Below are 22855 nucleotides of genomic sequence, written 5' to 3' on the forward strand. Positions count from 1 at the left end.
GTCTCATGCCCTTCTGCAAACTGTTTATCGCCGTGCTGTTACTGGTTTCCAGCCAATGGGCTGCTGCGAGCTACCGAATTGGCGTCACGATCGCCAGAGTCGACGATAACTTCATGACCTATGTGCGCAGCGGCCTGGAAGAAGCTGCCCGAAAAGAGAATGTGCAGCTCCAGTTCGAGGACGCTCAAGGCGATGTCGTTCGCCAGATCAATCAGGTTCAGGGCTTTCTCAGCCAGAAAGTGGATGCGGTCATCGTCTTGCCGGTGGACACCGCCGCCACGGCAAATATGACCCGCGCAGCAGTCGAGGCAAAGATGCCGCTTGTCTACGTCAACCGTCACCCGGATGAGCGCGTCTTGCCCAAGGGCGTTACCACCGTGGCGTCCAACGACATTGAGGCAGGACAATTGCAGATGCGCTATCTGGCAGAAAAGATGGGAGGCAAAGGTACTATCGCGCTCATCATGGGTGACCTTGCGCAGAACTCGACACACGACCGCAGCGAAGGCGTCAAACAGGTGCTCAAGGACTATCCGGGCATAACGATCGTCGAGCAGCAAACAGCGGAATGGCAACGTAACAAAGGTATGGACCTGACCAGTAACTGGCTACTGGCGGGCAGAACCTTTGATGCCATCGTGGCCAATAACGACGAGATGGCCATCGGCGCCGCCATGGCGTTACAACAGGCTGGCAAAGCGAAGGGGGAAGTTGCAATTGTAGGCATTGACGGCTTGCCTGATGGCCTAGCGGCAATCAAACGTGGAATGCTGGCAGCCTCGGTGTTTCAAGACCCGAAAGCCCAAGCGACCACAGCTCTGCAATCGGCCATAAAAATGATCAAAGGCGAGCCGGTCGACGCCGAGGTCTGGGTGCCCTTCCAACTCATTACACCGGAGCAGGTAGCGGTGTTCGAGCAACATTATAAATAGTAGTCGGGAAGGCGAGTATCGAATGGAGGGATGAACGCCCTGACCAGATGAGTTTCGAAGCTCAGGGGCAACGCATGGCATGGGCTGCCAAGCCGGGTATCGACACTGGCGTAGAAGGTGTGCGCTGGGTAAAGTCTGCCAATAACGATGCCGTCTGGGTGAACTACTAAAGCACTGACTGCCGGGTTTCTTACCCGGCAGGATGGCTGCCCTGCCGGCGATTCAACCGACAGTGGCTTCCTTGACGAAGTCTTCGTAGGTGCGCAGCGGGTGCCCGATAATGGCCTCCAGCCGGTCTACTGTTCCTTCGACTGCTTGAGGTGGCGACGGCTATATGGCTTCGGACGCCAAAACTGCTTCAGACAATCAGAAGTACATCACAAGAAAGTAAACCCGGGATATTTACCGCAAAAACGAAAAAAGACGCCTAAGCGTCTTTTTTGTTAATCCCATATGCCTCTTGTGCATACATGGATTTATATTTGGAGCGGGAAACGAGACTCGAACTCGCGACCCCGACCTTGGCAAGGTCGTGCTCTACCAACTGAGCTATTCCCGCATTGTCTTGATGACGGGCGCTATTCTAGCGTTTCAGAAAGCTGCGTCAAGCCCTTGATTCAAAAACTTATTTTTTTTCTGCCGTAGTCTTGAGGTGCGGCCACGCGGCTCTGAGGTATTGCACCATCGACCACAGGGTCAACCCCGCTGCAACGAGCAGCAATGCGTAGCCGAGAATCACCCAGATCGTGATCGCAGGCGGGTTACCCAGCAGAATAACCAGCGCGAGCATTTGCGCCGCGGTTTTCCATTTGCCCATATTGGAAACGGCAACCTGCGCACGCGCGCCGATTTCCGCCATCCACTCGCGGAGTGCAGAAATCACGATTTCGCGACCGATGATCACCGCTGCGGGCAGCGTCAGCCACAGATTGGCATGCGCCTGAACCAGCAGCACCAATGCCACGGCCACCATCAGTTTGTCTGCTACCGGGTCGAGAAAGGCGCCAAAAGGCGTACTTTGTTCAAGACGGCGGGCCAGATACCCGTCGAGCCAGTCGGTCGCCGCAGCGAACGCAAAGACTGCACTGGCGGCCATGTAGCTCCAGTGATAAGGCATGTAGAACAGCAAAATGAAGATCGGAATCAATAAAACGCGTAGTACGGTGATCAGATTAGGGATATTCATCGGCACAACTGGCTACGAGGTGAGCGGGCATTCTACTCGCTGTGCAGGTTTGCATAAATCGACTCTGCCAGCTTTTTACTGATTCCGGGTGCTTTTGCGATTTCATCGATGCTGGCACGGGACAATTCCTGTAATCCGCCGAAATGTTTGAGCAGGTCACGACGCCGGGTCGGCCCGACGCCTGCAACGCCCTCAAGGGTCGAGGTGCGCCGGGTCTTGCCGCGCCGCGCGCGGTGACCGGTGATTGCGAAACGGTGGGCCTCGTCGCGAATCTGCTGGATAAGGTGCAACGCTGGCGAATCGCCGGGCAGCGTGAATTCATGTGCTGCGTCGTTCAGGTAAAGGGTTTCAAAGCCCGCCTTGCGCGTGGTGCCCTTGGCGACACCGAGCAGAATCAGATCAGGCACCTGCAATTCATTGAGCACATCACGGGCCATGGACATCTGGCCCTTGCCGCCGTCCACCAGCAGCACATCCGGCAACTTGCCCTCCCCGGCCTTGATGCGGCTGTAACGTCGGGTCAAGGCCTGGTGCATGGCGGCATAGTCGTCGCCCGCCGTTACGCCTTCGATATTGAAACGCCGGTAATCGGACTTGATCGGGCCTTCCGGACCGAACACCACACAGGACGCTACGGTCGCCTCACCACTGGAGTGGCTGATGTCGTAGCATTCGAGACGCATTGGCGGATCTTCAAGCCCCAGCACCTTGGCCAGCGCTTCGAACCGCGACGCAACATGCTGACGGTTGGCCAGCCGCGCAGTCAGTGCCTGCTCGGCATTGGTGACCGCCATTTGCTGCCAGCGCGCCCGGGTGCCGCGCACGCGATGACTGATAACCATCTCGACGCCGCGCAATTCTTCGACGGCGTCGACGAACGCAGGGAAATCGTCGTTGATGACATTGACGATGACTTCGCCGGGCAGCTCACGGTCGATGCCGCCGAGGAAATACTGAGCCAGGAATGCCGACATCACTTCGCCGACCTCCTCTTCTATGCCGACCTGCGGGAAGAAGTTCTTGCTGCCCAGCACCCGCCCGCCCCGCACGCTGATCAGGTGCACGCAGGCACCGCCAGGGTTGACGAACGCGGCGACCACATCGACATCGCCGGTACCGCCGTCCATGCTTTGCTGATCCTGGACGCGGCGCAACAAGGCGACCTGATCGCGCAACTCGGCTGCGCGTTCGAAGTCGAGCGCCATCGCGGCTTTTTCCATGGAGGCGTTCAGTTCGTCACTCAGGGCATTGCTGCGTCCCTCGAGAAACATCACCGAGTGACGTACGTCCTCGGCATACACCTCAGGCTCGACCAGCCCGACACACGGCCCTTTGCAACGTTTGATCTGATATTGCAGGCAAGGACGCGTGCGGTTCTTGAAGTAGCTGTCCTCGCACTGCCGCACCTGAAAGGTCTTCTGCAGCAGGCTAAGGCTCTCGCGAATCGCGCCGGCACTCGGGTAAGGCCCGAAATAACGGCCCTTGGCTTTTTTGGTGCCGCGATGAATGCTCAGTCGCGGGTAGTTACCATCGGACAGAAACACATAGGGATAGGACTTATCGTCACGCAGCAGAATGTTGTAGGGCGGCCGCCACTCCTTGATGAGGGTCTGCTCCAGCAACAGCGCTTCAGTTTCGTTGCCCGTGATGGTCGTTTCAATCTGGGCGATGCGCGACACCAGCGCTCCGGTCTTGGGCGCGTGTCCGGTTTTGCGAAAATAGCTGGCAAGACGCTTCTTGAGGTTCTTGGCCTTGCCGACGTAAAGCAGTTTAGCTTCGGCGTCGAACATACGGTAGACGCCGGGACGACCGCTACAGGTCGCGAGAAATGCACTTGGATCGAATGTCTGGGTCATGTTCAGGCGCTGGCATCAACCATGCCGTGACGTACAGCGAGCAAAGCCAGTTCAACATCACTGCTGATCGAGAGCTTTTCAAAGATACGGTATCGGTAGGTATTAACGGTTTTCGGTGACAGGCACAGCTTGTCCGAGATGGTCTGGACTTTCTGGCAGCCGACAATCATCAGGGCAATCTGGATTTCACGCTCGGAAAGCAGATCGAACGGCGAATTGTTGACCTGCGGCTGAAACGACTTCAAGGCCAACTGCTGGGCAATCTGCGGGCTGATGTAACGCTGACCGGCAAACACCAGGCGAATGGCCTGGACCATTTCGGCAAGCCCCGCACCCTTGGTCATGTAGCCGGCAGCACCTGCCTGCAGCAAACGGGTCGGAAACGGGTCTTCTTCACAGACAGTGACTGCGACGACCTTGATATCAGGGTGGCTGCGCAGCATCTTGCGCGTCGCCTCCAGCCCACCGATGCCCGGCATCTTGACGTCCATGAGTACAACGTCAGGCTTGAGCTCGCGCGCCTTCTTCAGTGATTCCTCGCCGGAATCAGCCTGCCCGACAACCTGCAGACCGTCTATGTCGGCCAGCATGCGTGTGATGCCTGTCCGGACAAGATCATGGTCATCGACAACTAGCACCTTAATCAAGCAGACACCTCGCGCAACGGTCATAACGAATGCCAATCACCATAACAAAAACAATGAGTCAGACCTAGCACTGCGAACTCAGACTCTCGACAACTTGACGGTGGGTGCTTCGAGAACGACGGAAAAAAACCGCAGGCCGCAGAAAATCAGGCTGCATGTCCGCCTCGCAATGCCTGCCCTAAGGAAGCTTTTCAGGAGCGGAAAGCTCGGCAATGGTCGTCGTCAAACGCCTGATCGCATCCTGATCATCCTTGGCCAACACCCGGTAATTACCCAGAATCTTTTCTTCGATCACACTGAGGTTGTCAATCGGCACCGGCGTGCGCGCTCCCGTCAGCACATAGAGCACATCCACACCTTTGGCCGCCACCGCAGCCAGGTAATCGGCCTTGGGCGCGCGATCACCATTTTCATACTTTCCCTGGGCGTTAGCCTCAACTCCCCCTATTTCACCGAAGGTACGCTGAGACATGCTCAGACGCTCTCGTTCTTTTCTCAGCCGACAACCGATTCCACTCATTTGAATCTATGATCCTGTTAAAGCCATCCTAACGAATGTTAGAATCCCGCGGAATTGAATAGATTTGAACGGTTTTGAACTATGCCCGGAATACGCACCGCCGCACAAGCCAAGGCCTGGCTCGAACAACAGGGAAAATCTGTTCAGGAATTCGCTCGGGAAAACAGCATTGATCCGGCGACAACTTACCAGGTGCTGGCAGGCCGCAAGAAAGGCAGGCGCGGTGAAGCGCATAAGGTAGCCGTATTGCTGGGCATGAAGATCGGGACCATCCCGAACATGCAAACCCCGCAGGAAGAAGTAATGGGTGAAGAGTAGCTGATCCTGCCGGAGACTGCAGGCGCAATATGTAGAAGCCTGGCCGAACCATAGCCTGCCGCCAGGTAACTGTCATCAGCCGTTGAGCGGTTTACCCCTCGCCCTCTGGACCACCACGTCAATGCTCGTAGCCATTGATAATCCTGGTGATTGAATTTTCCAATTGAATGCGCCGCCGCTCCTGAAGTAAGCTTCGGAGCAATCAACGGAGACCCACCATGCTGCAATCCACTTCATCACTGCTTAAAGCGGCTACCGGCATATCCTGCCGTGCATGCGCTGTGGCTGTGCGGGTTGCCTCGGTGAACGCTCCTGTTCAGCTCAACTCTTATTATGGGTATTGGTTTAGCCACTGGCGCGCCTGATACCTATCCGGCGCCCACTTCAAGGGGACGCCAACCAGAGAATTCTCTACCCCCGGTCGGCTTCCCGACCGGGGGTTTTGTTTTTTCAGGGCCAGGTATTTTCAACCCTTCATAAATATCACGCTGCACATTGAGGACTACGACATGAACTACGCCACTTATTACCGCAACGACATCGACTTCGCCTGGCGATTTAGCCATCTCCGTTCGGGACAGCCTGCCGCCTCCGTTCGGTCACTGCCAGGTGGCAACCACAAACGCCCGGCCAATACGGCCCTTTGTCGAACACCCCAGTAGGTCTGCGCGGTACTGCACCGCCAGCCCAGGAAGCCAGAATATGAATTCGTCCGTTGTCGTAAAACCGTCCGACCTGTCCAGCCATGCCGTTGCTCTGGCAGACAACAGCCCCGCCTCGAAACGCCTGCCCGGCACGCTTGAACTGAAAATGCGCCTGCCGCTGAATGCAGCGCTGACCGAACAGGTTGCTGCCCATCGCCGCGCCGTACGCGCCATCCTTGAAGGTGAAGACTCGCGACTGCTCGTTATCGTGGGCCCCTGCTCGATCCATGACCCGCAATCTGCTCGTGAATATGCCGAGCGACTGGCCGGCCTTGCGGCGCAAGTCAGTGATCAGATGCTGCTGGTGATGCGCGCCTACGTCGAAAAACCGCGCACGACAGTGGGCTGGAAAGGCCTGGCGTACGATCCCCATCTGGACGGCAGTGACGATATGGCTGAAGGCCTGGCGCTGTCGCGACAATTGATGCGTGACATGCTGGAAATGGGCCTGCCGATTGCCACCGAGATACTGCAACCCATGGCCGCGGGCTATTTCGATGACCTGCTCAGTTGGGTCGCGATCGGCGCACGTACCACCGAGTCGCAAATCCATCGGGAAATGGCCAGCGGGCTGCCCATGGCAGTCGGCTTCAAGAATGGCACTGACGGTGGCGTCGCGGTGGCCAGCGATGCAATGCGTTCAGCGGCGCATCCGCATCGCCACTTCGGCATGGACGGTCACGGTCATCCGGCAATCATCCAGACGCAGGGCAATCCGGACACTCACATTGTGCTGCGCGGCGGCCACAGCGGCCCCAACTACGATGGCCAGAGTGTCGCTCGGGTGCAGGCCAGCCTGACCAAAAACAATATCGCATCGCGAATCATGGTCGATTGCAGCCACGCCAACAGTGGCAAGGACCCGTCACGCCAGCCCCACGTCTTTAACGATGTTCTTGAACAGCACCTGGCCGGCAATACCTCACTGATCGGCATGATGATCGAGAGCCACTTGTTCGACGGCTGCCAGGCATTGGGCGGGACGCTGCAGTACGGCGTTTCGGTCACCGATGGCTGCCTTGGCTGGGAAGGCACCGAACAGCTATTGCGTCGCGCGGTTGACCGTCTGCGTTACAGATAAACAGAGCGAAGGAACTTTGTCGGGAAATACCGCACTGAATCCGGTAGGCTGTTTCTTTTTTTTCACAGGAGATTATTCCCCATGGCTAAAGCCACTGCCCGCCACATCCTTGTTTCGAGCGAAGAAAAATGCAACGAACTCAAGGCTCAGATCGAAGGCGGCGCTGATTTCGCTGAAATCGCCAAGGCCAACTCCAGCTGCCCATCGAGCCGCCAGGGCGGTGACCTGGGTTCGTTCGGTCCAGGCCAGATGGTCAAGGAATTCGACACTGTCGTATTCAGTGCTCCGGTGAACACCGTTCAGGGTCCGGTAAAGACTCAGTTCGGCTACCACCTGCTGGAAGTGACCAGCCGCCAGGACTGATCCTGCTGCGCTGAGTACCAGACGGCTCATCTTCGGATGGGCCGTTTTTGCAGGTGGCCGTTAATACCGTTGCCTGCTCGTAGCAGCTTGGCGAAGCGACCATTTGTCTGTAGAAGATACCGCGACGCAGATGCCTGAGCGCTGCCGGGATTTTCGTCATACCTTGACAGCCAGTCGCCTTTAACCCTGACATTCGCTTGCGGACGTCAGTCAGGATTCGAGTCATGCGTTTTGTTTTTTCATCGTTGCTCGCCTTGACGCTGACCTTCGTTGGCGTTGTTCAATCGCTGTCTGCAGCACCACAGCACGCACTGACCGTTTACGGCGAGGCCCCGCGCTACCCTGCCGACTTCAAACATTTCGATTATGTGAACCCGGACGCCCCGAAAGGCGGCAGCATGCGCCGCTCGGCCATTGAAATAGGTCAGTTCGATCACTTGATGCCGTTTACCGACAAAGGTATGGGGGTTTCGCAGATCAATGGCCTGCTCTATGCCCCGCTGGCCATACGCTCTATGGATGAGCCTTATACGGTCTACGGACTTGTCGCCGAGAAAATGGAGCGTGGTGCAGACGGCCTTTCCTTGCGCTTTTACCTCAACCCGAAGGCGCGTTTCGCGGATGGCACCCCGATTACCGCCAACGACGTCAAGTACACCTACGAACTGCTGATGACCCAAGGCAACATGCAATACCGGACCCAGTTTGAGGCGGTCAAAGGCCTGGAAGTCGAATCCCCCTTGCAGATCCGTTTCGACTTCAAGCACAGCGACAGCCGCACCCTGCCCCTGGACCTCGCTTCACTGCCGGTGTTCCCGGAGCACTGGTGGAAATCCCGCGACTTCGCCAGTGGCGCGGGGTTTGAAGTTCCTCCGGGCAGCGGGCCTTACACCATCAGCCGTGTCGACCCGGGGCGCACCGTCACGTTTCAACGTGACCCAGGCTGGTGGGGCAAAGACCTGCCGGTCAGCAAAGGCCTGTACAACTTCGACACCTTCAGCATCGAGTATTTCGGCGACATTGACGTGGCACGCACGGTTCTCAAGGGCGGGGCCTACGACTACAACCGCGAGTTTTCAGCGACCGGCTATTCAATTCGTTATGACGGCCCGGCACTCAGTGACGGTCGCTTGCAGAAGGCCCAACTGGCCAAGGGCGCGGTGCAAAGCTCACAGGGCTTCGTATTCAACCTGAGCCGACCGATGTTTCAGGACCGCCGCGTGCGCCAGGCGCTGTCGCTGCTCTGGGACTTCGAATGGACCAACCGGCAGTTGATGCGCAACATGTACATTCGCCAGGACAGCTTCTTCTCCAACTCGGAGCTGGCTGCCAGCGAGCTGCCGACTCCCGCCGAACTGAAAATCCTTGAGCCGCTGCGTGGCAAGGTCCCTGACCAGGTGTTCGACAGCGTGTTCAAGGCACCAAAAACCGATGGCACAGGCTTCATTCGCGACAAGCAACTGCAAGCACTGGCGCTGATGAAAGAGGCTGGCTGGAAGCCGCAGGGCGACCAACTGGTTAATGCTCAGGGCGAACCCTTCAGCTTTACGTTTCTCAACGCACAGAACGGTTTCGAAAGGATGCTGCTGCCCTACAAACGCACGCTGGCGCAGATCGGCATTCATTTTGATATTCGTCGCATCGATTCCGCGCAATACCTCAACCGAGTAATGGCCCGCGATTACGACATGATTGTCACCGGCTACCCGGTATCTACCTCGCCCGGGGCCGAGTTATACAACAGCTTTGGTTCGAAAGTAGCGATGGACCCAGGTTCCAGCAATTACATGGCACTTCAGGACCCCGCCGTAGACACCCTGATTGCAGGCCTGCTCAAGGCTGACAACAAGCAGACCATGACCGACTATGCACATTGCCTGGACCGGGTACTGCAATGGAATTACTACTGGATTCCCAACTATTACCCGCCAGGCTCCTCCACCGTCTGGTGGAACCGTTTCGGCATTCCGAAAATCCAGGCCAGCAACAATGAAGCCATCGAAACATGGTGGGAAATCAGCCCGACGCCATTGACCAATGAGCAGTTCGCTGAAAAACGCGGTGCTTCAGCCATCGTTTCGGAGATGCACTGAATGCTCGGCTATATTTTGCGTCGCCTGCTGCTGATCATCCCTACTCTGCTGTGTATTTTGCTGGTCAACTTTTTCATCGTGCAGGCCGCGCCGGGCGGCCCTGTCGAACAGGCTATTGCGCGCTTGCAGGGAATTGGCGGTGCGACCGTGGGCGCGGGGGCGAGCGAATCGGCCGATGCCGGACACTCCCGAGCGTCCCGAGGACTGGACCCGGTACTGATCAAACAGATCGAACATCAATACGGTTTCGACAAGCCCTTGCATGAGCGGCTCTGGCTGATGCTGAAGAGTTACGCCCGACTGGATTTCGGCAACAGCTTCTTTCGCGGTGCCACGGTGACCGACCTTATTCTGCAAAAAATGCCGGTCTCCATATCATTGGGCCTCTGGGCGACGTTGCTGACCTACCTGGTATCCATCCCGCTGGGTATTCGCAAAGCGGTCAAACATGGCAGTCAGTTCGATATCTGGAGCAGCACCGCGATCATCATCGGTTACGCCACGCCAGCCTTCCTGTTCGCCATGCTGCTGGTGGTGGTGTTCTGCGGTGGCACGTCACTGAACTGGTTTCCGGTGCGCGGGCTGGTCTCGGACAACTTCGAGCAACTGACCACCGTCGGCAAGATCGCTGACTATTTCTGGCATTTGGTGCTGCCTGTTTCAGCGCTGGTGATCGGCGGTTTTGCCACACTGACCCTGCTGACCAAACATTCCTTTCTCAACGAAATAACCCGTCAGTATGTGACTACCGCCCGCGCCAAGGGTATGAGCGAGCGGCGCGTGCTCTATGGCCATGTGTTTCGCAATGCCATGTTGCTGGTTGTGTCGGGTATTCCGCAGGCGTTCATCAGCGTGTTCTTTGCCGGTTCGCTGCTGATCGAAGTGATCTTCTCGCTGGATGGCCTGGGCCGCATGAGCTATGAAGCGGCCGTTTCGCGGGATTATCCGGTGGTGTTCGGCTCGCTGTTCATCTTTACCGTCTTCGGCCTGCTGATAAAACTGATTGGCGATGTCTGCTACACGCTGGTTGACCCCCGAATCGACTTCAGCGCGAGGAATGCATGATGCGTAGCCTCTCGCCGCTGGCCCGTCGCCGTCTGGAGCGCTTTCGCAGCAATCGCCGGGGCTGGTGGTCGCTTTGGCTATTCTGCGCGCTGTTTGCCCTGACTCTGGGCGGCGAGCTGATCGCCAATGACAAACCGCTGATAGTCAGTTACCAGCACTCGCTCTACTTTCCGGTGTTCAAGCGCTACACCGAGCAGCAATTTGGCGGCGAACTGCCCTTCCAGCCGGATTACCGCAGTGACTACGTGCGCCAGCTGATTACCAAGGGCGACGGCTGGATGCTGTTTCCGCCAGTCCCGTTCAGTGACGACACACCTAACTATGAGCTGACGACACCAGCGCCTAGCCCACCCTCTGCAAGCAACTGGCTGGGTACAGACGATCAGGCGCGCGATGTACTGGCTCGAGTGATTTTCGGTGCGCGCATTTCAATTCTATTTGCCCTGGTGCTGACCTTCATCAGTGCCTTGATTGGCATCTCTGCCGGCGCGCTGCAAGGCTATTACGGCGGCTGGGTAGACTTGCTCGGTCAACGTCTGCTGGAGGTCTGGTCCGGCTTGCCTGTGCTGTACCTGCTGATCATCCTGTCAGGCTTCGTCGAACCCGATTTCTGGTGGCTGCTGGGCATCATGGCGCTGTTTTCCTGGCTGACGCTGGTTGATGTCGTGCGCGCCGAGTTCCTCCGTGGGCGCAACCTGGAGTACGTCAAGGCAGCGCGTGCACTGGGCCTGGGGGACCGGAAGATAATCATGCGTCACATCCTGCCCAACGCAATGACTGCGACGCTGAGCTATCTGCCGTTCATCCTCACCGGTGCCATTTCGACCCTGACCGCTCTGGATTTCCTGGGCTTCGGCATGCCAGCGGGCAGCGCTTCACTGGGCGAACTGATCGCCCAGGGCAAGCAGAACCTGCAAGCGCCCTGGCTGGGCCTGACAGCGTTCTTTGCCCTCGCGTTGATCCTGACGCTGTTGGTATTCATAGGCGAGGCGCTGCGTGATGCCTTTGACCCGAGGTCCTGATATGCCGGAAAACCTGATCGAAATTCGCGACCTGAGCGTTGCGTTCAGCGGGCAAAAGGTCGTCAGCAACCTGAGCCTGGACGTACGCCGCGGTGAATGCCTGGCGCTGGTGGGTGAATCCGGCTCTGGCAAGTCCGTCACTGCGCACTCGATCCTGCAACTGCTGCCGCACAACGGTACGCTGACCACTGGCAGCATCACCTACCGGGGTCAACAACTGGTGGGTGCCGACCAGCGCACCCTGCGCGAGCTGCGGGGCAACCGCATTGCCATGATTTTCCAGGAACCGATGACCTCGCTGAACCCGCTGCACAGCGTGGCCCGACAGATAGGCGAGACGCTGCTGCTGCATCGCGGCATCAGTGGCCGTGAAGCGCAGAAACGCATTGTCGAACTGTTGGAAATGGTCGGCATTCAGCAGCCGGAAAAACGCCTGAAAGCCTACCCGCACGAACTGTCCGGAGGCCAACGCCAGCGGGTGATGATTGCCATGGCGCTGGCGTGCGAGCCGGAACTGCTGGTTGCCGACGAACCGACCACTGCGCTGGACGTCACCGTGCAACGCAAGATCCTCTTGCTGCTCAAGGAGCTGCAGCAGCGCCTGGACATGTCGCTGCTGCTGATCAGTCATGATCTCAATCTGGTTCATAGCGTGGCGCAGCGCGTCTGCGTCATGCGTGCCGGCGAGATTGTCGAGCAGTCCGATTGCAAATCGCTGTTCAAATCGCCGCAGCATCCTTACAGCCGCCTGCTGCTGGATGCCGAACCTGCGGGCGAGCCGCTGCCACGCGACACGCGGGAAACGGTTCTGCAGGTCGATAACCTGAAAGTCTGGTTCTCCCTGACCGGCGGCATTCTGCGGCGGCACAAGGAGTACCTCAAGGCGGTGGATGACATCAGCCTGAGTATCGAGCGCGGCAAGACCCTCGGTATCGTTGGCGAATCAGGTTCCGGCAAGTCGACACTGGGCCAGGCGATCCTGCGCCTGCTGGAATCACGCGGCGGTATCCGCTTCCGCGGGCAGGCGCTGGACGGCCTGAGTCAGAAAAAGATGCGCCCGTGGCGTAAAGAGATGCAAGTGGTCTTTCAGGACCCTTACGGCAGCCTCAGCCCGCGCATGTCAGTGGCGCAGATCATCAGTGAAGGACTTGAGGTGCACAGCCAGTTCGCCCCTGCCAAATGCGATGCCGAAGTCATTCGGGCGCTTGAAGAAGTCGGCATCGACCTGCAGAGCCGGCATCGCTACCCCCATGAGTTTTCCGGTGGCCAGCGTCAGCGTATCGCCATTGCACGGGCGCTGGTGCTGAAACCCGCGCTGATTCTGCTCGACGAGCCTACCTCGGCGCTGGACCGCACCGTGCAGAAACAAATCGTCGCACTGCTGCGCGAGCTTCAGGAAAAGCACGGCCTGACGTACCTGTTCATCAGTCATGACCTGGCGGTGGTCAAGGCGCTCGCCCATGATGTCATCGTGGTAAAGGACGGCAAGGTTGTCGAGCGCGGTGCCAGCCACGATGTGTTCGAATCACCGCAGCACCCCTATACACAGGAATTGCTGGCTGCTGCGCGCCCTGAATAATCTGGTCCACAATGAAGCTTCTGCCCGGAGCGCAGGAGCTTCACCGATTTACGCCTGCGGCCCCGGCGCGTCGTCATCGACCAGCCCCCACTCGGCGGTACTTGCCGTGCTGCTGCCGGTCGGGGCCGGGGGCGGCGTCGTCAGGCTGGCGACTCCGCCTTCACTGTGCAGTTTGAGGCGCAGACGAACGTTGTTCTGCGAGTCGGCATTCTTCAGCGCCTCCTCCTCGCTGATCGCCCCCTCGACGGCCAGATTGAACAACGCCGTGTCGAAGGTCTGCATACCGAGGCTGCCGGATTTCTCCATGATGCCCTTGAGTTCGGTCAGTTCATTGCGCTGAATCAGGTCGCGAATGGTCGGCGTGCCCATCATCACTTCAACCGCTGCGCGACGTTTGCCGTCCGGGGTTCTAACCAGCCGCTGGGACACGAACGCCTTGAGGTTATTGCCCAGGTCATGCAGCAACTGCGCACGACGCTCTTCCGGGAAGAAGTTGATGATCCGGTCCAGCGCCTGGTTGGCGTTGTTGGCATGCAGGGTCGAGATCGCCAGGTGGCCGGTGTCGGCAAACGCCAGCGCATGCTCCATGGTCTCGCGATCACGAATTTCGCCGATCAGAATCACATCCGGAGCCTGACGTAACGTGTTCTTCAGCGCCGCGCGGAAGCTTCGGGTATCAACCCCCACTTCGCGCTGGTTGACGATGGACTTCTTGTGCCGATGGATGAATTCGACCGGGTCTTCAATGGTGATGATATGGCCGCTGGCGTTGCGATTTCGGTAATCGATCAGCGCCGCCAGCGAGGTCGATTTGCCCGAACCGGTGGCACCGACGAACAACACCAGCCCGTGCTTTTCCATGATCACATCGAGCAGTACGGGCGGCAGGAACAGGTCCTCGAAACGCGGAATATCCAGCTTGATATTCCGCGCGACGATCGACACCTCGTTACGCTGCATGAAGATATTGATCCGGAACCGGCCGATGCCCGCCAGCGAAACAGCAAGGTTCATCTCCAGTTCGCGCAGGAATTCGAGCTTCTGCTCCTCGTCCATCAGCCCTTGGGCGATCACCGCAACCTCGCCCGGCTTGAGGGTTTCACTGCCCAGCGGCTTGAGCACACCGTTGAACTTGGCGCACGGAGGCGCTCCGGTGGAAAGATACAGGTCCGATCCGTCCTGACTGGCCAGAATCTTCAACAGCGCCGGAAAATCCATAATCAATACCGTACAAAATGAAGTAAATAGACGACGACCGTCATGACGGCACGCGTGACGCACGGGCGTCGCTCAGCAAGAGCAGGCATAATGGCAGCCTTTTGCAGCAGGTGATATTGCGACATGAAAGCCCAAGCCCGCCATATTCTGGTGAAAACCGCCGAAGAGGCCGAACAGCTCAAGCTGCGCATTGCCAAGGGTGAGGCGTTTGACGTGCTGGCTAAAAAGCATTCTAGCTGCCCATCCGGCAAACGTGGCGGTGATCTGGGCGAAGTCCGGCCAGGGCAAATGGTCGGTGCCATCGATCAGGTGATCTTCAAGAAGCCGCTACGCGTGGTGCACGGCCCGATCAAAAGCAAATTCGGTTATCACCTGGTGCAGGTCTTCTATCGCGACTGAGCCACAGGTCAAAAGCTGAAAAACCCCGAACCGGTTGAGGTTCGAGGTTTTTCGGGCCTTGACGAAAGCAGTGATTATTTCGGCGAAATCGCCCCGTCCACCAGCACTTGAGCTTCTGCTACCAGGCGCTTGAGGTGATCTTCGCTGACAAAACTCTCGGCGTAGATCTTGTAGATGTCCTCGGTGCCTGAAGGGCGTGCCGCAAACCAGCCGTTTTCGGTCATGACTTTCACGCCACCGAACGCCTGATCATTACCCGGCGCGTTGCTAAGCACCTTCTGAATCGGCTCCCCCGCCAGCTCGGTGGAAGTCACCTGCTCCGGCGACAGCTTGCTCAGCAGCGCCTTCTGTTGCGGGTTGGCCTTGGCGTCGACGCGAGTCGAGAATGGTTCGCCCAGTTCGTCGGTCATGGTCTTGTACGTTTCGCTTGGGTCACGACCGGTACGGGCAGTCATTTCCGCAGCCAGCAAGGCCGGAATCAGACCGTCCTTGTCGGTGGTCCAGACAGTACCGTCGCGGCGCAGAAACGAGGCGCCGGCGCTTTCTTCACCGCCAAAGCCCAACGAACCCTCGAACAGGCCCTGCGCGAAATACTTGAAGCCGACCGGCACTTCGTACAGGCGTCGACCCAGGCGCGCAGCCACACGATCGATCATGCCGCTGCTGACCACAGTCTTGCCGACTGCCGCATCGGCGCGCCACTCAGGACGGTTCTGGAACAGGTAGTCGATGGATACCGCCAAGTAGCTGTTGGGCGTCATCAGGCCACCGCTCGGGGTCACGATGCCGTGGCGGTCGTGATCCGGGTCACAGGCAAACGCCACTTGATAACGGTCCTTGAGACCGATCAGGCTCTGCATGGCATGGCTGGAAGACGGGTCCATACGAATCTGGCCGTCCCAGTCAACGGTCATGAAACGGAACGTAGGGTCGACAAACTTATTGACCACATCCAGGTTCAGGCCGTAATGCTCGCCAATCGCCGACCAGTAGTTCACCCCGGCCCCACCCAGCGGGTCGACACCGAGACGCAGACCCGAATCGCGAATAGCGTCCAGATCAATGACGTTCTTCAGGTCGGCTACGTAAGTGTTGACGTAGTCATGGCGGTGAGTGGTGTCGGCACGCAGTGCTTTTTCATGACTGATGCGTGAAACGCCAGTGACTTTATCGGCCAGCAGTTCGTTGGCCTTGTTCTCGATCCACTTGGTGATATCACTGTCAGCCGGGCCGCCATTGGGCGGGTTGTACTTGAAGCCACCGCTTTGCGGCGGGTTGTGCGACGGCGTAATGACGATGCCATCAGCCAGCCCCGAAGTACGGCCACGGTTGTAACAGATAATGGCGTGAGACACCGCAGGGGTTGGCGTGTATTCATCGCCTTGCGAGATCATCACCTCAACGCCGTTGGCGGCCAGCACTTCAAGAGCAGTGGCAGCGGCTGGCGTGGACAACGCATGGGTATCAGCGCCAAGGAACAAAGGGCCGTCGATACCATTTGCCTTTCGGTACAGGCAGATCGCCTGGCTGATAGCCAACACGTGCCATTCGTTGAAGCCCAGATCGAACGACGTGCCACGGTGTCCGGAAGTGCCGAACGCAACGCGTTGAGCAGGTACCGATGCATCAGGTTGACCGGTGTAGTAAGCCGTGACCAGTCTCGGAATATCGACCAGTAACTGCGCAGGTGCCAGCTTGCCGGCGAAAGGACTGAGACTCATACAACCTCCACTAAGAAATGAAATACGGAGAAAAAATAAAGACTTGCTGCAGGTAAAAACATAATCGATGCGGCAGTTTACTGGCAGTTCGACAGCGCTGCTTGAGTATCGATCCCTAAGCCGTTGACGTTTCAGGCCGCCACCACGCCGGAAACAGCTGCTTGACCTTGTGCTCGGCAAAACGATCGTCGATCAGCATCACCACGCCACGATCACTCTGGCTGCGGATCACCCGCCCCGCTGCCTGCACCACCTTCTGCACGCCGGGGTAAAGATAGGTGTAGTCGTAGCCAGCACCGAACAGTGCAGCCATGCGCTGCTTGAACTGCTCGTTGACCGGGTTGAGCTGCGGCAGCCCCAAGGTGGCGATGAACGCGCCGATCAACCGTGCGCCCGGCAAGTCGATACCCTCACCAAAGGCACCGCCCAGTACGGCAAAACCGATGCCCTGACTGCTCAGGGTAAAGCGGTCGAGAAACGCGTGACGCTCACTCTCGCCCATGCCCCGCGCCTGCTGCCAGAGGGTGATGTGCGGATGAGTCTGCGCCATCAGTTCAGCCACTTGTTGCAGGTAATCAAAACTGCTGAAAAACGCCAGGTAGTTACCTGGCCGCGCTTCGAACTGCTCCGCCATCAGCTCGACAATCGGTGCCAGCGAGGCCTGACGATGAGTGAAACGTGTGGAAATGCGGCTGACAATCCGCACGTCGAGTTGGTCGTGATTAAACGGTGATTCCACATCGATCCACGCTGTGTTGACCGGCAGCCCGAGCAGGTCCGCATAGTAATGCCGCGGGTTGAGCGTTGCGGAAAACAGCACGGTGCTGCGCGCAGCGGTCAGGCGCGGACGGATGAAGCGTGCTGGAACCACGTTACGCAGGCTGAGGCGCGACAGAATGCGCTTGCCGCCCGCCTCGCGCCGGGTGATGTCGAATATAAAATGCTCGTCGAACAGCTCGGCGATGCGTGCAAAGCCGATGGCTTCCAGATAGAAACCCTGCAACGTGCCATCCACTGCCTGCGGGTGCTCGTTGAAATGATCACCAATGGTCGAGATGCACTGGTTCAGGCTGCCGATGAGTTTTTCCGGTGCCGCCGAGTACGCCTGATAGGCAGCGGGCTGCACTTTGTGCAGCGCATTCCATTGCCGGTCGAGACGCTGCAAGGCTTTTTTAACGGGTTCGGGCGACGTCTGGATCAGGGCTTTCAACTGGCTCTGATCAAGACTGGCGCTGTACATCTGCCGGGCCCGCTCGACCATGTTGTGCGCTTCGTCGACCAGCACCGCCACGCGCCACTGATTGAGCTGGCCGAGGCCGAACAGCAGCGCACTGAGGTCGAAGTAATAATTGTAATCAGCGATTACTACATCGGCCCAGCGTGCCAGTTCCTGGCTGAGGTAATACGGACAGACCTGATGCCGCAATGCGGCCTCGCGCACGCTGGCCTGATTCAGCCAGGGCGACTCAAGTGCAGCGGCGCGGGCCGCTGGCAGACGATCGTAAAAGCCATTGGCCAGTGGACAGGAATCTCCGTTACAGGCCTTGTCCAGATGCTCACAGGCCTTGTCCCGCGCCACCAGTTCCAACACCCGCAGCTTTAGCTCCGGCGCACTGTGATTGATGACCTCAAGCGCATCCAGTGCCAGCCGACGCCCGGGAGTCTTGGCGGTGAGGAAGAAAATCTTGTCAAGCTGCTGACCGGGCGCCGCCTTGAGCAATGGAAACAGCGTGCCCACCGTCTTGCCGATGCCCGTAGGTGCCTGAGCCATCAGACAACAGCCGGTGCTCACCGCCTTGTACACCGACTCGGCCAGCACCCGTTGCCCGGTTCGAAAGGACGCGTGAGGGAACTTCAGGCTGCCCAGCGTCTTGTGCAGCGCCTGCGTATGCGCCATCTGTTGCTGCGCCCAGCCGAGGAATATCGTGCACTGTTGCTCGAAGAACTGTTGCAGCGTCGTTGCACTGAATGGCTCGCGAATCAGGGTTTCCTGCTCGCTGACAATGTTGAAATACACCAGAGCCAGCGTCACTTGTTCAAGTTGCAGACGCTGGCAAAGCAGCCAGCCGTAGACCTTCACCTGTGCCCAGTGCAATCGACGATGGTTGGCGGGCATCGCATCCAGCTCGCCGCGATAGGTCTTCACTTCTTCCAATTGATTGCGACCGGCGTCGTACCCGTCCGCCCTGCCCCTTACCGTCAGCTCGCGATAATCGCCACTCAACGACAACTCGGCCTGATAATCAGCGCCACGACGCGACGCGACCGTGCGGTGTCCGGCAATCCCTTCCTGAGCCGTGGGTGATGGTGTGAAGCGCAGGTCAAGATCGCCGACCTTGGCGGTGAACTCGCACAGTGCGCGCACGGCCACGACATAATGCGCAGGCGAGTCGCTGATGAGGGCTTGCCCGGAATCGGGTTTTACAGGGGCGGTCGGAGTCACTGCGCTGGGAAGCCGTAGGTTGTGAATACTGGACAGGCGTCCAGTTAACAGCCTTGAATCACGTCTGGCAAACATAAATGGATCGACGGCTTGCGATGTCAGTGCCTAGTGCAGACGCGCCTGCGTTAACGCTCCTCCCAACGCGGCCAGGCGCGCGGCCGGATCCTGACCCCAGTCGATGGCGTAGCTGACCCATAAATGCTGCCCATAACGGTTTTGCAGGCTGAACAGTTCGCCGGGAGTAATGACGATGCGCTGGGCCAGCAGCCTGTCGAAGACCTGGCGCATGTCTACGGGATGCATGCTCTCGGCCCAGACACCGCAGCCGCCCTCGGGTACCTGATAACGCAACGCTCCACCCGTCTGTTCATCCAGTTGTTGTGTCATCGACTGCATGCGTCTGACCAGCGTTTCTCGCAACGCCACCAGTTGCCTGTCCAGACGCCCACTGCTGCACAATCTGGCAATCGCCCGCTGACGAATCGGCGGCAGTTCGAATGCTCGCAGCCAAAAATACTGCTGCCAGCGCACCTCAAGGGTTTTGCACAGCAGATAGCCGTAAGGGGCTTCAGGCCCAAGACTCTTGTCAAATGCGCCGATAATCACCAGACGCTGCGGGTCAACCCAGTGGCGCAGAGGGGCCTGCTCGTGCGCAAATTGCAAACCCGCATGGCTGTCATTTTCCAGCACCCAGACCTGATGACGATTTAACGCGTACGCAACGGCCTCGCTGTTACCCGGAGGGCGCATGCTGCCTCGCACCGGGTTCAGTAAAGAAGGCAACACGGCAAGCCCGATATCATTGTCGCGCAACAGGTTATCGAGTCGCGCAGGATCAAGGCTGCCGGTCTCGTCCAGTGGCAGCTCGATAACGCGAATGTCGAACGATTGCAGCAAGCGCAGCAACGCCCAGGCGCAGGGCGACTCCACCAACACCACAGTGCCACGCAGCCCCAACGTTTCGATAACGGCCTTGAACGCCCCGTGCAGGTCTGGGGCGATATAGACATTGTCAGCATGCCAGCAGTGTTCTGCATCACGGGTGTAGCGGGCCGCCAACGCGGTGCGCAGCTCTGGCTCGCCGAACGGCTGAAAACCTGGCTCCCGCAGGCGCGGATAATGCCGAGTCAGTTCTCGCTCCATTGCCGGTAGCGAACTTTCCTGTGCATGCAGAAGGGTCGGTTCATCGCAACCCAGCAGCGACATGCCCGGACGACTGGCGTTATCGCACAGCACGTGTAACAGATCGCCATCGCTGTCAGAACATGCCCGCCCCGCCCTGTTCCCGCTGCACGGTGCCGAGTAATAGCCCGACTTGGGAAGCGAATAGACGCGCCCTTCCTTTTCCAGTAGCGAATAGGCGCTTTGTACTGTGGATATAGATACGCTCAGTCGCTGCGCCAGCTGTCGCAGTGATGGCATCTTCAGCGCCAGCTCGCCTTGTTGCTGGTCGACCAGCCGCACCAGATAGCGGTAAACCGCCTGGTAAGCAAAATCCATGTTGTTTTTCATCCAGGTATCCGCCGCTCAGCCAGACCAGACTTTAGAAAGTCGCGACATGACTGATGCCGGTTGCCGACAGCAGCCATGATCCGAAACCGGTTCAGCGCCCGGAAAGCATCTCGACCACTGCCTGACCGGTCGCCGGGTCAACGGTCATGATTCGGCGTTTGTCAGGATCGGCAGCGCGAATTCTGGCGATGATTGAATGCGGGTCATCGAAGTTCACCCGTTGTTTGCCGTAAAGGTTTTGCAGCGATTGGAGGCTCAGACCGCTGATATCCACCAGCCACTGCATCACTTGATCCGGGGCCGTCGAGCCCGAGAGCACCTTGTGCAGATCCGGCAGTGCCACCAGCATGCCGGGATGGCAGCGGCGCAGAAATGATTCAAGGCCGTCGCCCTGATTGACGAATGGCGAGAACAGCATGCAGACCAGTTGAGTCTCGTTCAGGCCAAACCCCTCCTGAGCGAAGCCTGAGGCCAGCTCGCGACGCGTCTCGATTCGCGCCCGCCCGGCATAAGCGCTGAGCGCCTGATCAATCAATCGTGGCGGCATCTGCTTTCTGCGCATCAGCGATGTTGCCAGCTCAAGGTATTCGGCTATCCCGTCGGCATAATTGCGCTCTTGCAGGTACTGCGCAGTCAGGCCCCGCATATGAGCCATCAGCAAAGGATTGGCGCAATCGGACTCACTGAAGCTGAACGACAGATCATCGAAGCGGAAATCAAGGAATTCAGTCAGCAGGTTCCAGTGCTCGTCTGCCTTGCAACTGACCAGATCGGCGATGGTGATAAAGGCTGGCGCGTTGGCTTTTTCAGGAACCGCTATGGATCGGTTTGCCCGCGGGCTGTCTTCGCCGTCCCCGTACAGTTCGTGGTAATACGCCTGGCCGATCGTGTCGATGACCTTGAGTACGCCAGTCAGCGTCTGGTTGCCCCAACTGCCCGTGTACTGCCCGGTGCGCTGGGCCAGACGCATGATCCACGTCGCGTACTGCCGCTGCTCCCTGTGTGAATCGCCGCTGACCACAGCATCGACACCGTTACCCCAGCTCAACGCGCGCCCCAGAAATTCCGCCAGCCCCAGATAGCAGGTATTGCAAAACGTGGTGCGCGCGTCACCTGCGGACAGATGTCCACCGAGCAGCATGTCTAGGCGATTCTGCTCGCGCCCTGCGCTGGAAAAAGGCAGATCCGGCTCGAAGGCCTGGGTGTACTGGTTGTCGATCACCAGCGTTTCGACGCGCGGGTCGTCATACAAAAACAATGCTGAATAGGTGCGGTTGATGTTATCCATCACCGCGGGTGTCATTCCCGCGTGGCGTCGATTGGCGACCCGCAAATTGAACGTACCGGGCGATCGACAGGCAATGCTCAACTGGGCGGCGCGCAAAAAGGCCAGCGTGTAGGCACTGTCCTTACCACCGCCGAACGCCACCAGCACCTTGAAACCGGAAATCCGCTCGATCCCGCCAGCCGCGACAATCAATCGCTGAATCAACAACTGCAATGCCGTGCGTTCCGCACGGGTGAAATACCCCAGCAAACGTTGCAATACTTGCTGATAGACGTAATTCATTGCCTGTTCGTGGATAGAGCTCATTGTGTGTCACCTGCCTGTCGCTCAAGACGCGACACGGTGCAGGCAGAACATTGAACATCAAGCTGACAACCAAGTTTATAGTCGAGCATGACTCATTCCCTGAGTGGTAATTACCGACGCATTATCAATATCTTCAAAACAATTACAATAGACAGTTTTCTTTTGAAAACAACGCAGAATGTTTACATAAGGCGGCCATATTAGACAACGCGTTTAAACGCCTCACTCATTCAGCAGCCAGGGACTTATTATTTTGCCAATTATACTCCACGCCAGATCCCTCCACAGGAAGCTCTCGGCGAGCAAGAGCGTATCGACATACAATGATGCTTTTACTCTGCCCTGTAGGAAATACCAGTGGCATTGTGCGCATTCTGACAGATTGATTAAACTTTAATACTCATGTCGCCCACAGCTCCATATTTACCTTCGTCCAGCGGAACTGAACCGGTACTTTCAATGAAGCAATAAAGAGCATCGTGCCCGGCGCGGCATTGTCGAGGTGAAATATCACACAGCCGGCATTCAATTGTCTCGATCATCGCCAAAGGTTCTAAGCGGCACTCACCGACATCGACCCACTCTGTCCTAAGCTTGATCAA

Annotated in this window: 19 protein-coding genes and 1 tRNA gene; 10 read left to right on the forward strand and 10 right to left on the reverse strand. The window is 58.1% G+C overall.

All coding sequences use genetic code 11. The features are described 5' to 3' along the window. The first annotated feature begins 5 nt into the window (after nt 1-5). Both RYB66_RS14405 and RYB66_RS14410 read left to right on the forward strand, forming a co-directional pair. Nucleotides 6-932: a sugar ABC transporter substrate-binding protein gene (locus tag RYB66_RS14405; RefSeq protein WP_005732034.1), complete on the forward strand. Its 927-nt coding sequence runs from the start codon at nt 6-8 to the stop codon at nt 930-932. A 47-nt stretch (nt 933-979) separates the two neighbouring features. Beyond that, nucleotides 980-1102: a hypothetical protein gene (locus tag RYB66_RS14410; protein WP_005777000.1), complete on the forward strand. Its 123-nt coding sequence runs from the start codon at nt 980-982 to the stop codon at nt 1100-1102. A 313-nt stretch (nt 1103-1415) separates the two neighbouring features. Here RYB66_RS14410 and RYB66_RS14415 read toward each other — a convergent pair. From RYB66_RS14415 to RYB66_RS14435, 5 genes are all read right to left on the reverse strand, one after another. Continuing rightward, a tRNA-Gly gene (locus tag RYB66_RS14415) sits at nt 1416-1491 on the reverse strand. 66 nt (nt 1492-1557) lie between these two features. Then, complete coding sequence (pgsA, locus tag RYB66_RS14420) at nt 1558-2118, reverse strand: CDP-diacylglycerol--glycerol-3-phosphate 3-phosphatidyltransferase (protein ID WP_002553346.1); 561 nt, start codon at nt 2116-2118, stop codon at nt 1558-1560. 32 nt (nt 2119-2150) lie between these two features. Further along, complete coding sequence (gene uvrC, locus RYB66_RS14425; protein WP_316885855.1) at nt 2151-3974, reverse strand: excinuclease ABC subunit UvrC; 1824 nt, start codon at nt 3972-3974, stop codon at nt 2151-2153. A gap of 2 nt (nt 3975-3976) precedes the next feature. After that, complete coding sequence (gene uvrY, locus RYB66_RS14430; protein WP_002553344.1) at nt 3977-4621, reverse strand: UvrY/SirA/GacA family response regulator transcription factor; 645 nt, start codon at nt 4619-4621, stop codon at nt 3977-3979. Nucleotides 4622-4799: 178 nt separating this feature from the next. Then, a complete protein-coding gene (locus tag RYB66_RS14435) occupies nt 4800-5093 on the reverse strand; it encodes a helix-turn-helix domain-containing protein (protein ID WP_005746418.1) in 294 nt (97 codons plus the stop codon). A gap of 129 nt (nt 5094-5222) precedes the next feature. Between RYB66_RS14435 and RYB66_RS14440 the strand changes: the two genes are divergently transcribed. The 7 genes from RYB66_RS14440 (at nt 5223) to RYB66_RS14470 (ending at nt 13366) form a co-directional block, all read left to right on the forward strand. Beyond that, nucleotides 5223-5459: a DNA-binding protein gene (locus tag RYB66_RS14440; protein ID WP_002553342.1), complete on the forward strand. Its 237-nt coding sequence runs from the start codon at nt 5223-5225 to the stop codon at nt 5457-5459. 702 nt (nt 5460-6161) lie between these two features. Then, nucleotides 6162-7244, forward strand: a complete 1083-nt coding sequence (locus tag RYB66_RS14445) for a 3-deoxy-7-phosphoheptulonate synthase (protein ID WP_005746416.1) — start codon at nt 6162-6164, stop codon at nt 7242-7244. Between the two features lie 81 nt (nt 7245-7325). Continuing rightward, a complete protein-coding gene (locus RYB66_RS14450; protein ID WP_002553340.1) occupies nt 7326-7607 on the forward strand; it encodes a peptidylprolyl isomerase in 282 nt (93 codons plus the stop codon). Nucleotides 7608-7831: 224 nt separating this feature from the next. Continuing rightward, complete coding sequence (locus RYB66_RS14455) at nt 7832-9700, forward strand: extracellular solute-binding protein (RefSeq protein ID WP_316894687.1); 1869 nt, start codon at nt 7832-7834, stop codon at nt 9698-9700. Beyond that, nucleotides 9701-10765, forward strand: coding sequence for a microcin C ABC transporter permease YejB (locus RYB66_RS14460; protein ID WP_016980726.1), 1065 nt, complete (start codon nt 9701-9703; stop codon nt 10763-10765). Continuing rightward, nucleotides 10765-11787, forward strand: coding sequence for an ABC transporter permease (locus RYB66_RS14465; RefSeq protein WP_016980727.1), 1023 nt, complete (start codon nt 10765-10767; stop codon nt 11785-11787). The genes RYB66_RS14460 and RYB66_RS14465 overlap by 1 nt, the downstream gene beginning before the upstream one ends. A gap of 1 nt (nt 11788) precedes the next feature. Further along, nucleotides 11789-13366, forward strand: a complete 1578-nt coding sequence (locus RYB66_RS14470) for an ABC transporter ATP-binding protein (RefSeq protein ID WP_029240837.1) — start codon at nt 11789-11791, stop codon at nt 13364-13366. Between the two features lie 48 nt (nt 13367-13414). Here RYB66_RS14470 and RYB66_RS14475 read toward each other — a convergent pair whose 3' ends face one another. Beyond that, nucleotides 13415-14584 carry a PilT/PilU family type 4a pilus ATPase gene (locus RYB66_RS14475; RefSeq protein ID WP_005746411.1) on the reverse strand — a complete coding sequence of 390 codons (1170 nt, stop codon included), beginning with the start codon at nt 14582-14584 and terminating at the stop codon, nt 13415-13417. Nucleotides 14585-14707: 123 nt separating this feature from the next. Between RYB66_RS14475 and RYB66_RS14480 the strand changes: the two genes are divergently transcribed. Then, nucleotides 14708-14983, forward strand: a complete 276-nt coding sequence (locus RYB66_RS14480) for a peptidylprolyl isomerase (RefSeq protein WP_002553334.1) — start codon at nt 14708-14710, stop codon at nt 14981-14983. Nucleotides 14984-15057: 74 nt separating this feature from the next. Here RYB66_RS14480 and pgm read toward each other — a convergent pair whose 3' ends face one another. The 4 genes from pgm to RYB66_RS14500 form a co-directional block, all read right to left on the reverse strand. Beyond that, nucleotides 15058-16704: a phosphoglucomutase (alpha-D-glucose-1,6-bisphosphate-dependent) gene (pgm, locus tag RYB66_RS14485; RefSeq protein ID WP_219169147.1), complete on the reverse strand. Its 1647-nt coding sequence runs from the start codon at nt 16702-16704 to the stop codon at nt 15058-15060. 115 nt (nt 16705-16819) lie between these two features. Continuing rightward, nucleotides 16820-19147, reverse strand: a complete 2328-nt coding sequence (locus RYB66_RS14490) for an ATP-dependent DNA helicase (protein ID WP_316894690.1) — start codon at nt 19145-19147, stop codon at nt 16820-16822. A 105-nt stretch (nt 19148-19252) separates the two neighbouring features. Next, nucleotides 19253-20659 carry a PLP-dependent aminotransferase family protein gene (locus RYB66_RS14495; RefSeq protein WP_316894692.1) on the reverse strand — a complete coding sequence of 469 codons (1407 nt, stop codon included), beginning with the start codon at nt 20657-20659 and terminating at the stop codon, nt 19253-19255. Between the two features lie 91 nt (nt 20660-20750). Then, nucleotides 20751-22253 carry a hypothetical protein gene (locus tag RYB66_RS14500; RefSeq protein ID WP_316894694.1) on the reverse strand — a complete coding sequence of 501 codons (1503 nt, stop codon included), beginning with the start codon at nt 22251-22253 and terminating at the stop codon, nt 20751-20753. Nucleotides 22254-22855: the final 602 nt, after the last annotated feature.

The sequence above is a fragment of the Pseudomonas syringae group sp. 243L2 genome, assembly GCF_032587875.1.
Lineage (GTDB): Bacteria > Pseudomonadota > Gammaproteobacteria > Pseudomonadales > Pseudomonadaceae > Aquipseudomonas > Aquipseudomonas amygdali.

Coding starts and splice junctions, on each gene's coding strand:
- RYB66_RS14405 (WP_005732034.1), top strand. CDS start 6: ATGCCCTTCTGCAAACTGTTTATCGCCGTGCTGTTACTGGTTTCCAGC.
- RYB66_RS14410 (WP_005777000.1), top strand. CDS start 980: ATGAGTTTCGAAGCTCAGGGGCAACGCATGGCATGGGCTGCCAAGCCG.
- pgsA (WP_002553346.1), bottom strand. CDS start 2,118: ATGAATATCCCTAATCTGATCACCGTACTACGCGTTTTATTGATTCCG.
- uvrC (WP_316885855.1), bottom strand. CDS start 3,974: ATGACCCAGACATTCGATCCAAGTGCATTTCTCGCGACCTGTAGCGGT.
- RYB66_RS14435 (WP_005746418.1), bottom strand. CDS start 5,093: ATGTCTCAGCGTACCTTCGGTGAAATAGGGGGAGTTGAGGCTAACGCC.
- RYB66_RS14440 (WP_002553342.1), top strand. CDS start 5,223: ATGCCCGGAATACGCACCGCCGCACAAGCCAAGGCCTGGCTCGAACAA.
- RYB66_RS14445 (WP_005746416.1), top strand. CDS start 6,162: ATGAATTCGTCCGTTGTCGTAAAACCGTCCGACCTGTCCAGCCATGCC.
- RYB66_RS14450 (WP_002553340.1), top strand. CDS start 7,326: ATGGCTAAAGCCACTGCCCGCCACATCCTTGTTTCGAGCGAAGAAAAA.
- RYB66_RS14455 (WP_316894687.1), top strand. CDS start 7,832: ATGCGTTTTGTTTTTTCATCGTTGCTCGCCTTGACGCTGACCTTCGTT.
- RYB66_RS14460 (WP_016980726.1), top strand. CDS start 9,701: ATGCTCGGCTATATTTTGCGTCGCCTGCTGCTGATCATCCCTACTCTG.
- RYB66_RS14465 (WP_016980727.1), top strand. CDS start 10,765: ATGCGTAGCCTCTCGCCGCTGGCCCGTCGCCGTCTGGAGCGCTTTCGC.
- RYB66_RS14470 (WP_029240837.1), top strand. CDS start 11,789: ATGCCGGAAAACCTGATCGAAATTCGCGACCTGAGCGTTGCGTTCAGC.
- RYB66_RS14475 (WP_005746411.1), bottom strand. CDS start 14,584: ATGGATTTTCCGGCGCTGTTGAAGATTCTGGCCAGTCAGGACGGATCG.
- RYB66_RS14480 (WP_002553334.1), top strand. CDS start 14,708: ATGAAAGCCCAAGCCCGCCATATTCTGGTGAAAACCGCCGAAGAGGCC.
- pgm (WP_219169147.1), bottom strand. CDS start 16,704: ATGAGTCTCAGTCCTTTCGCCGGCAAGCTGGCACCTGCGCAGTTACTG.
- RYB66_RS14495 (WP_316894692.1), bottom strand. CDS start 20,659: ATGAAAAACAACATGGATTTTGCTTACCAGGCGGTTTACCGCTATCTG.
- RYB66_RS14500 (WP_316894694.1), bottom strand. CDS start 22,253: ATGAGCTCTATCCACGAACAGGCAATGAATTACGTCTATCAGCAAGTA.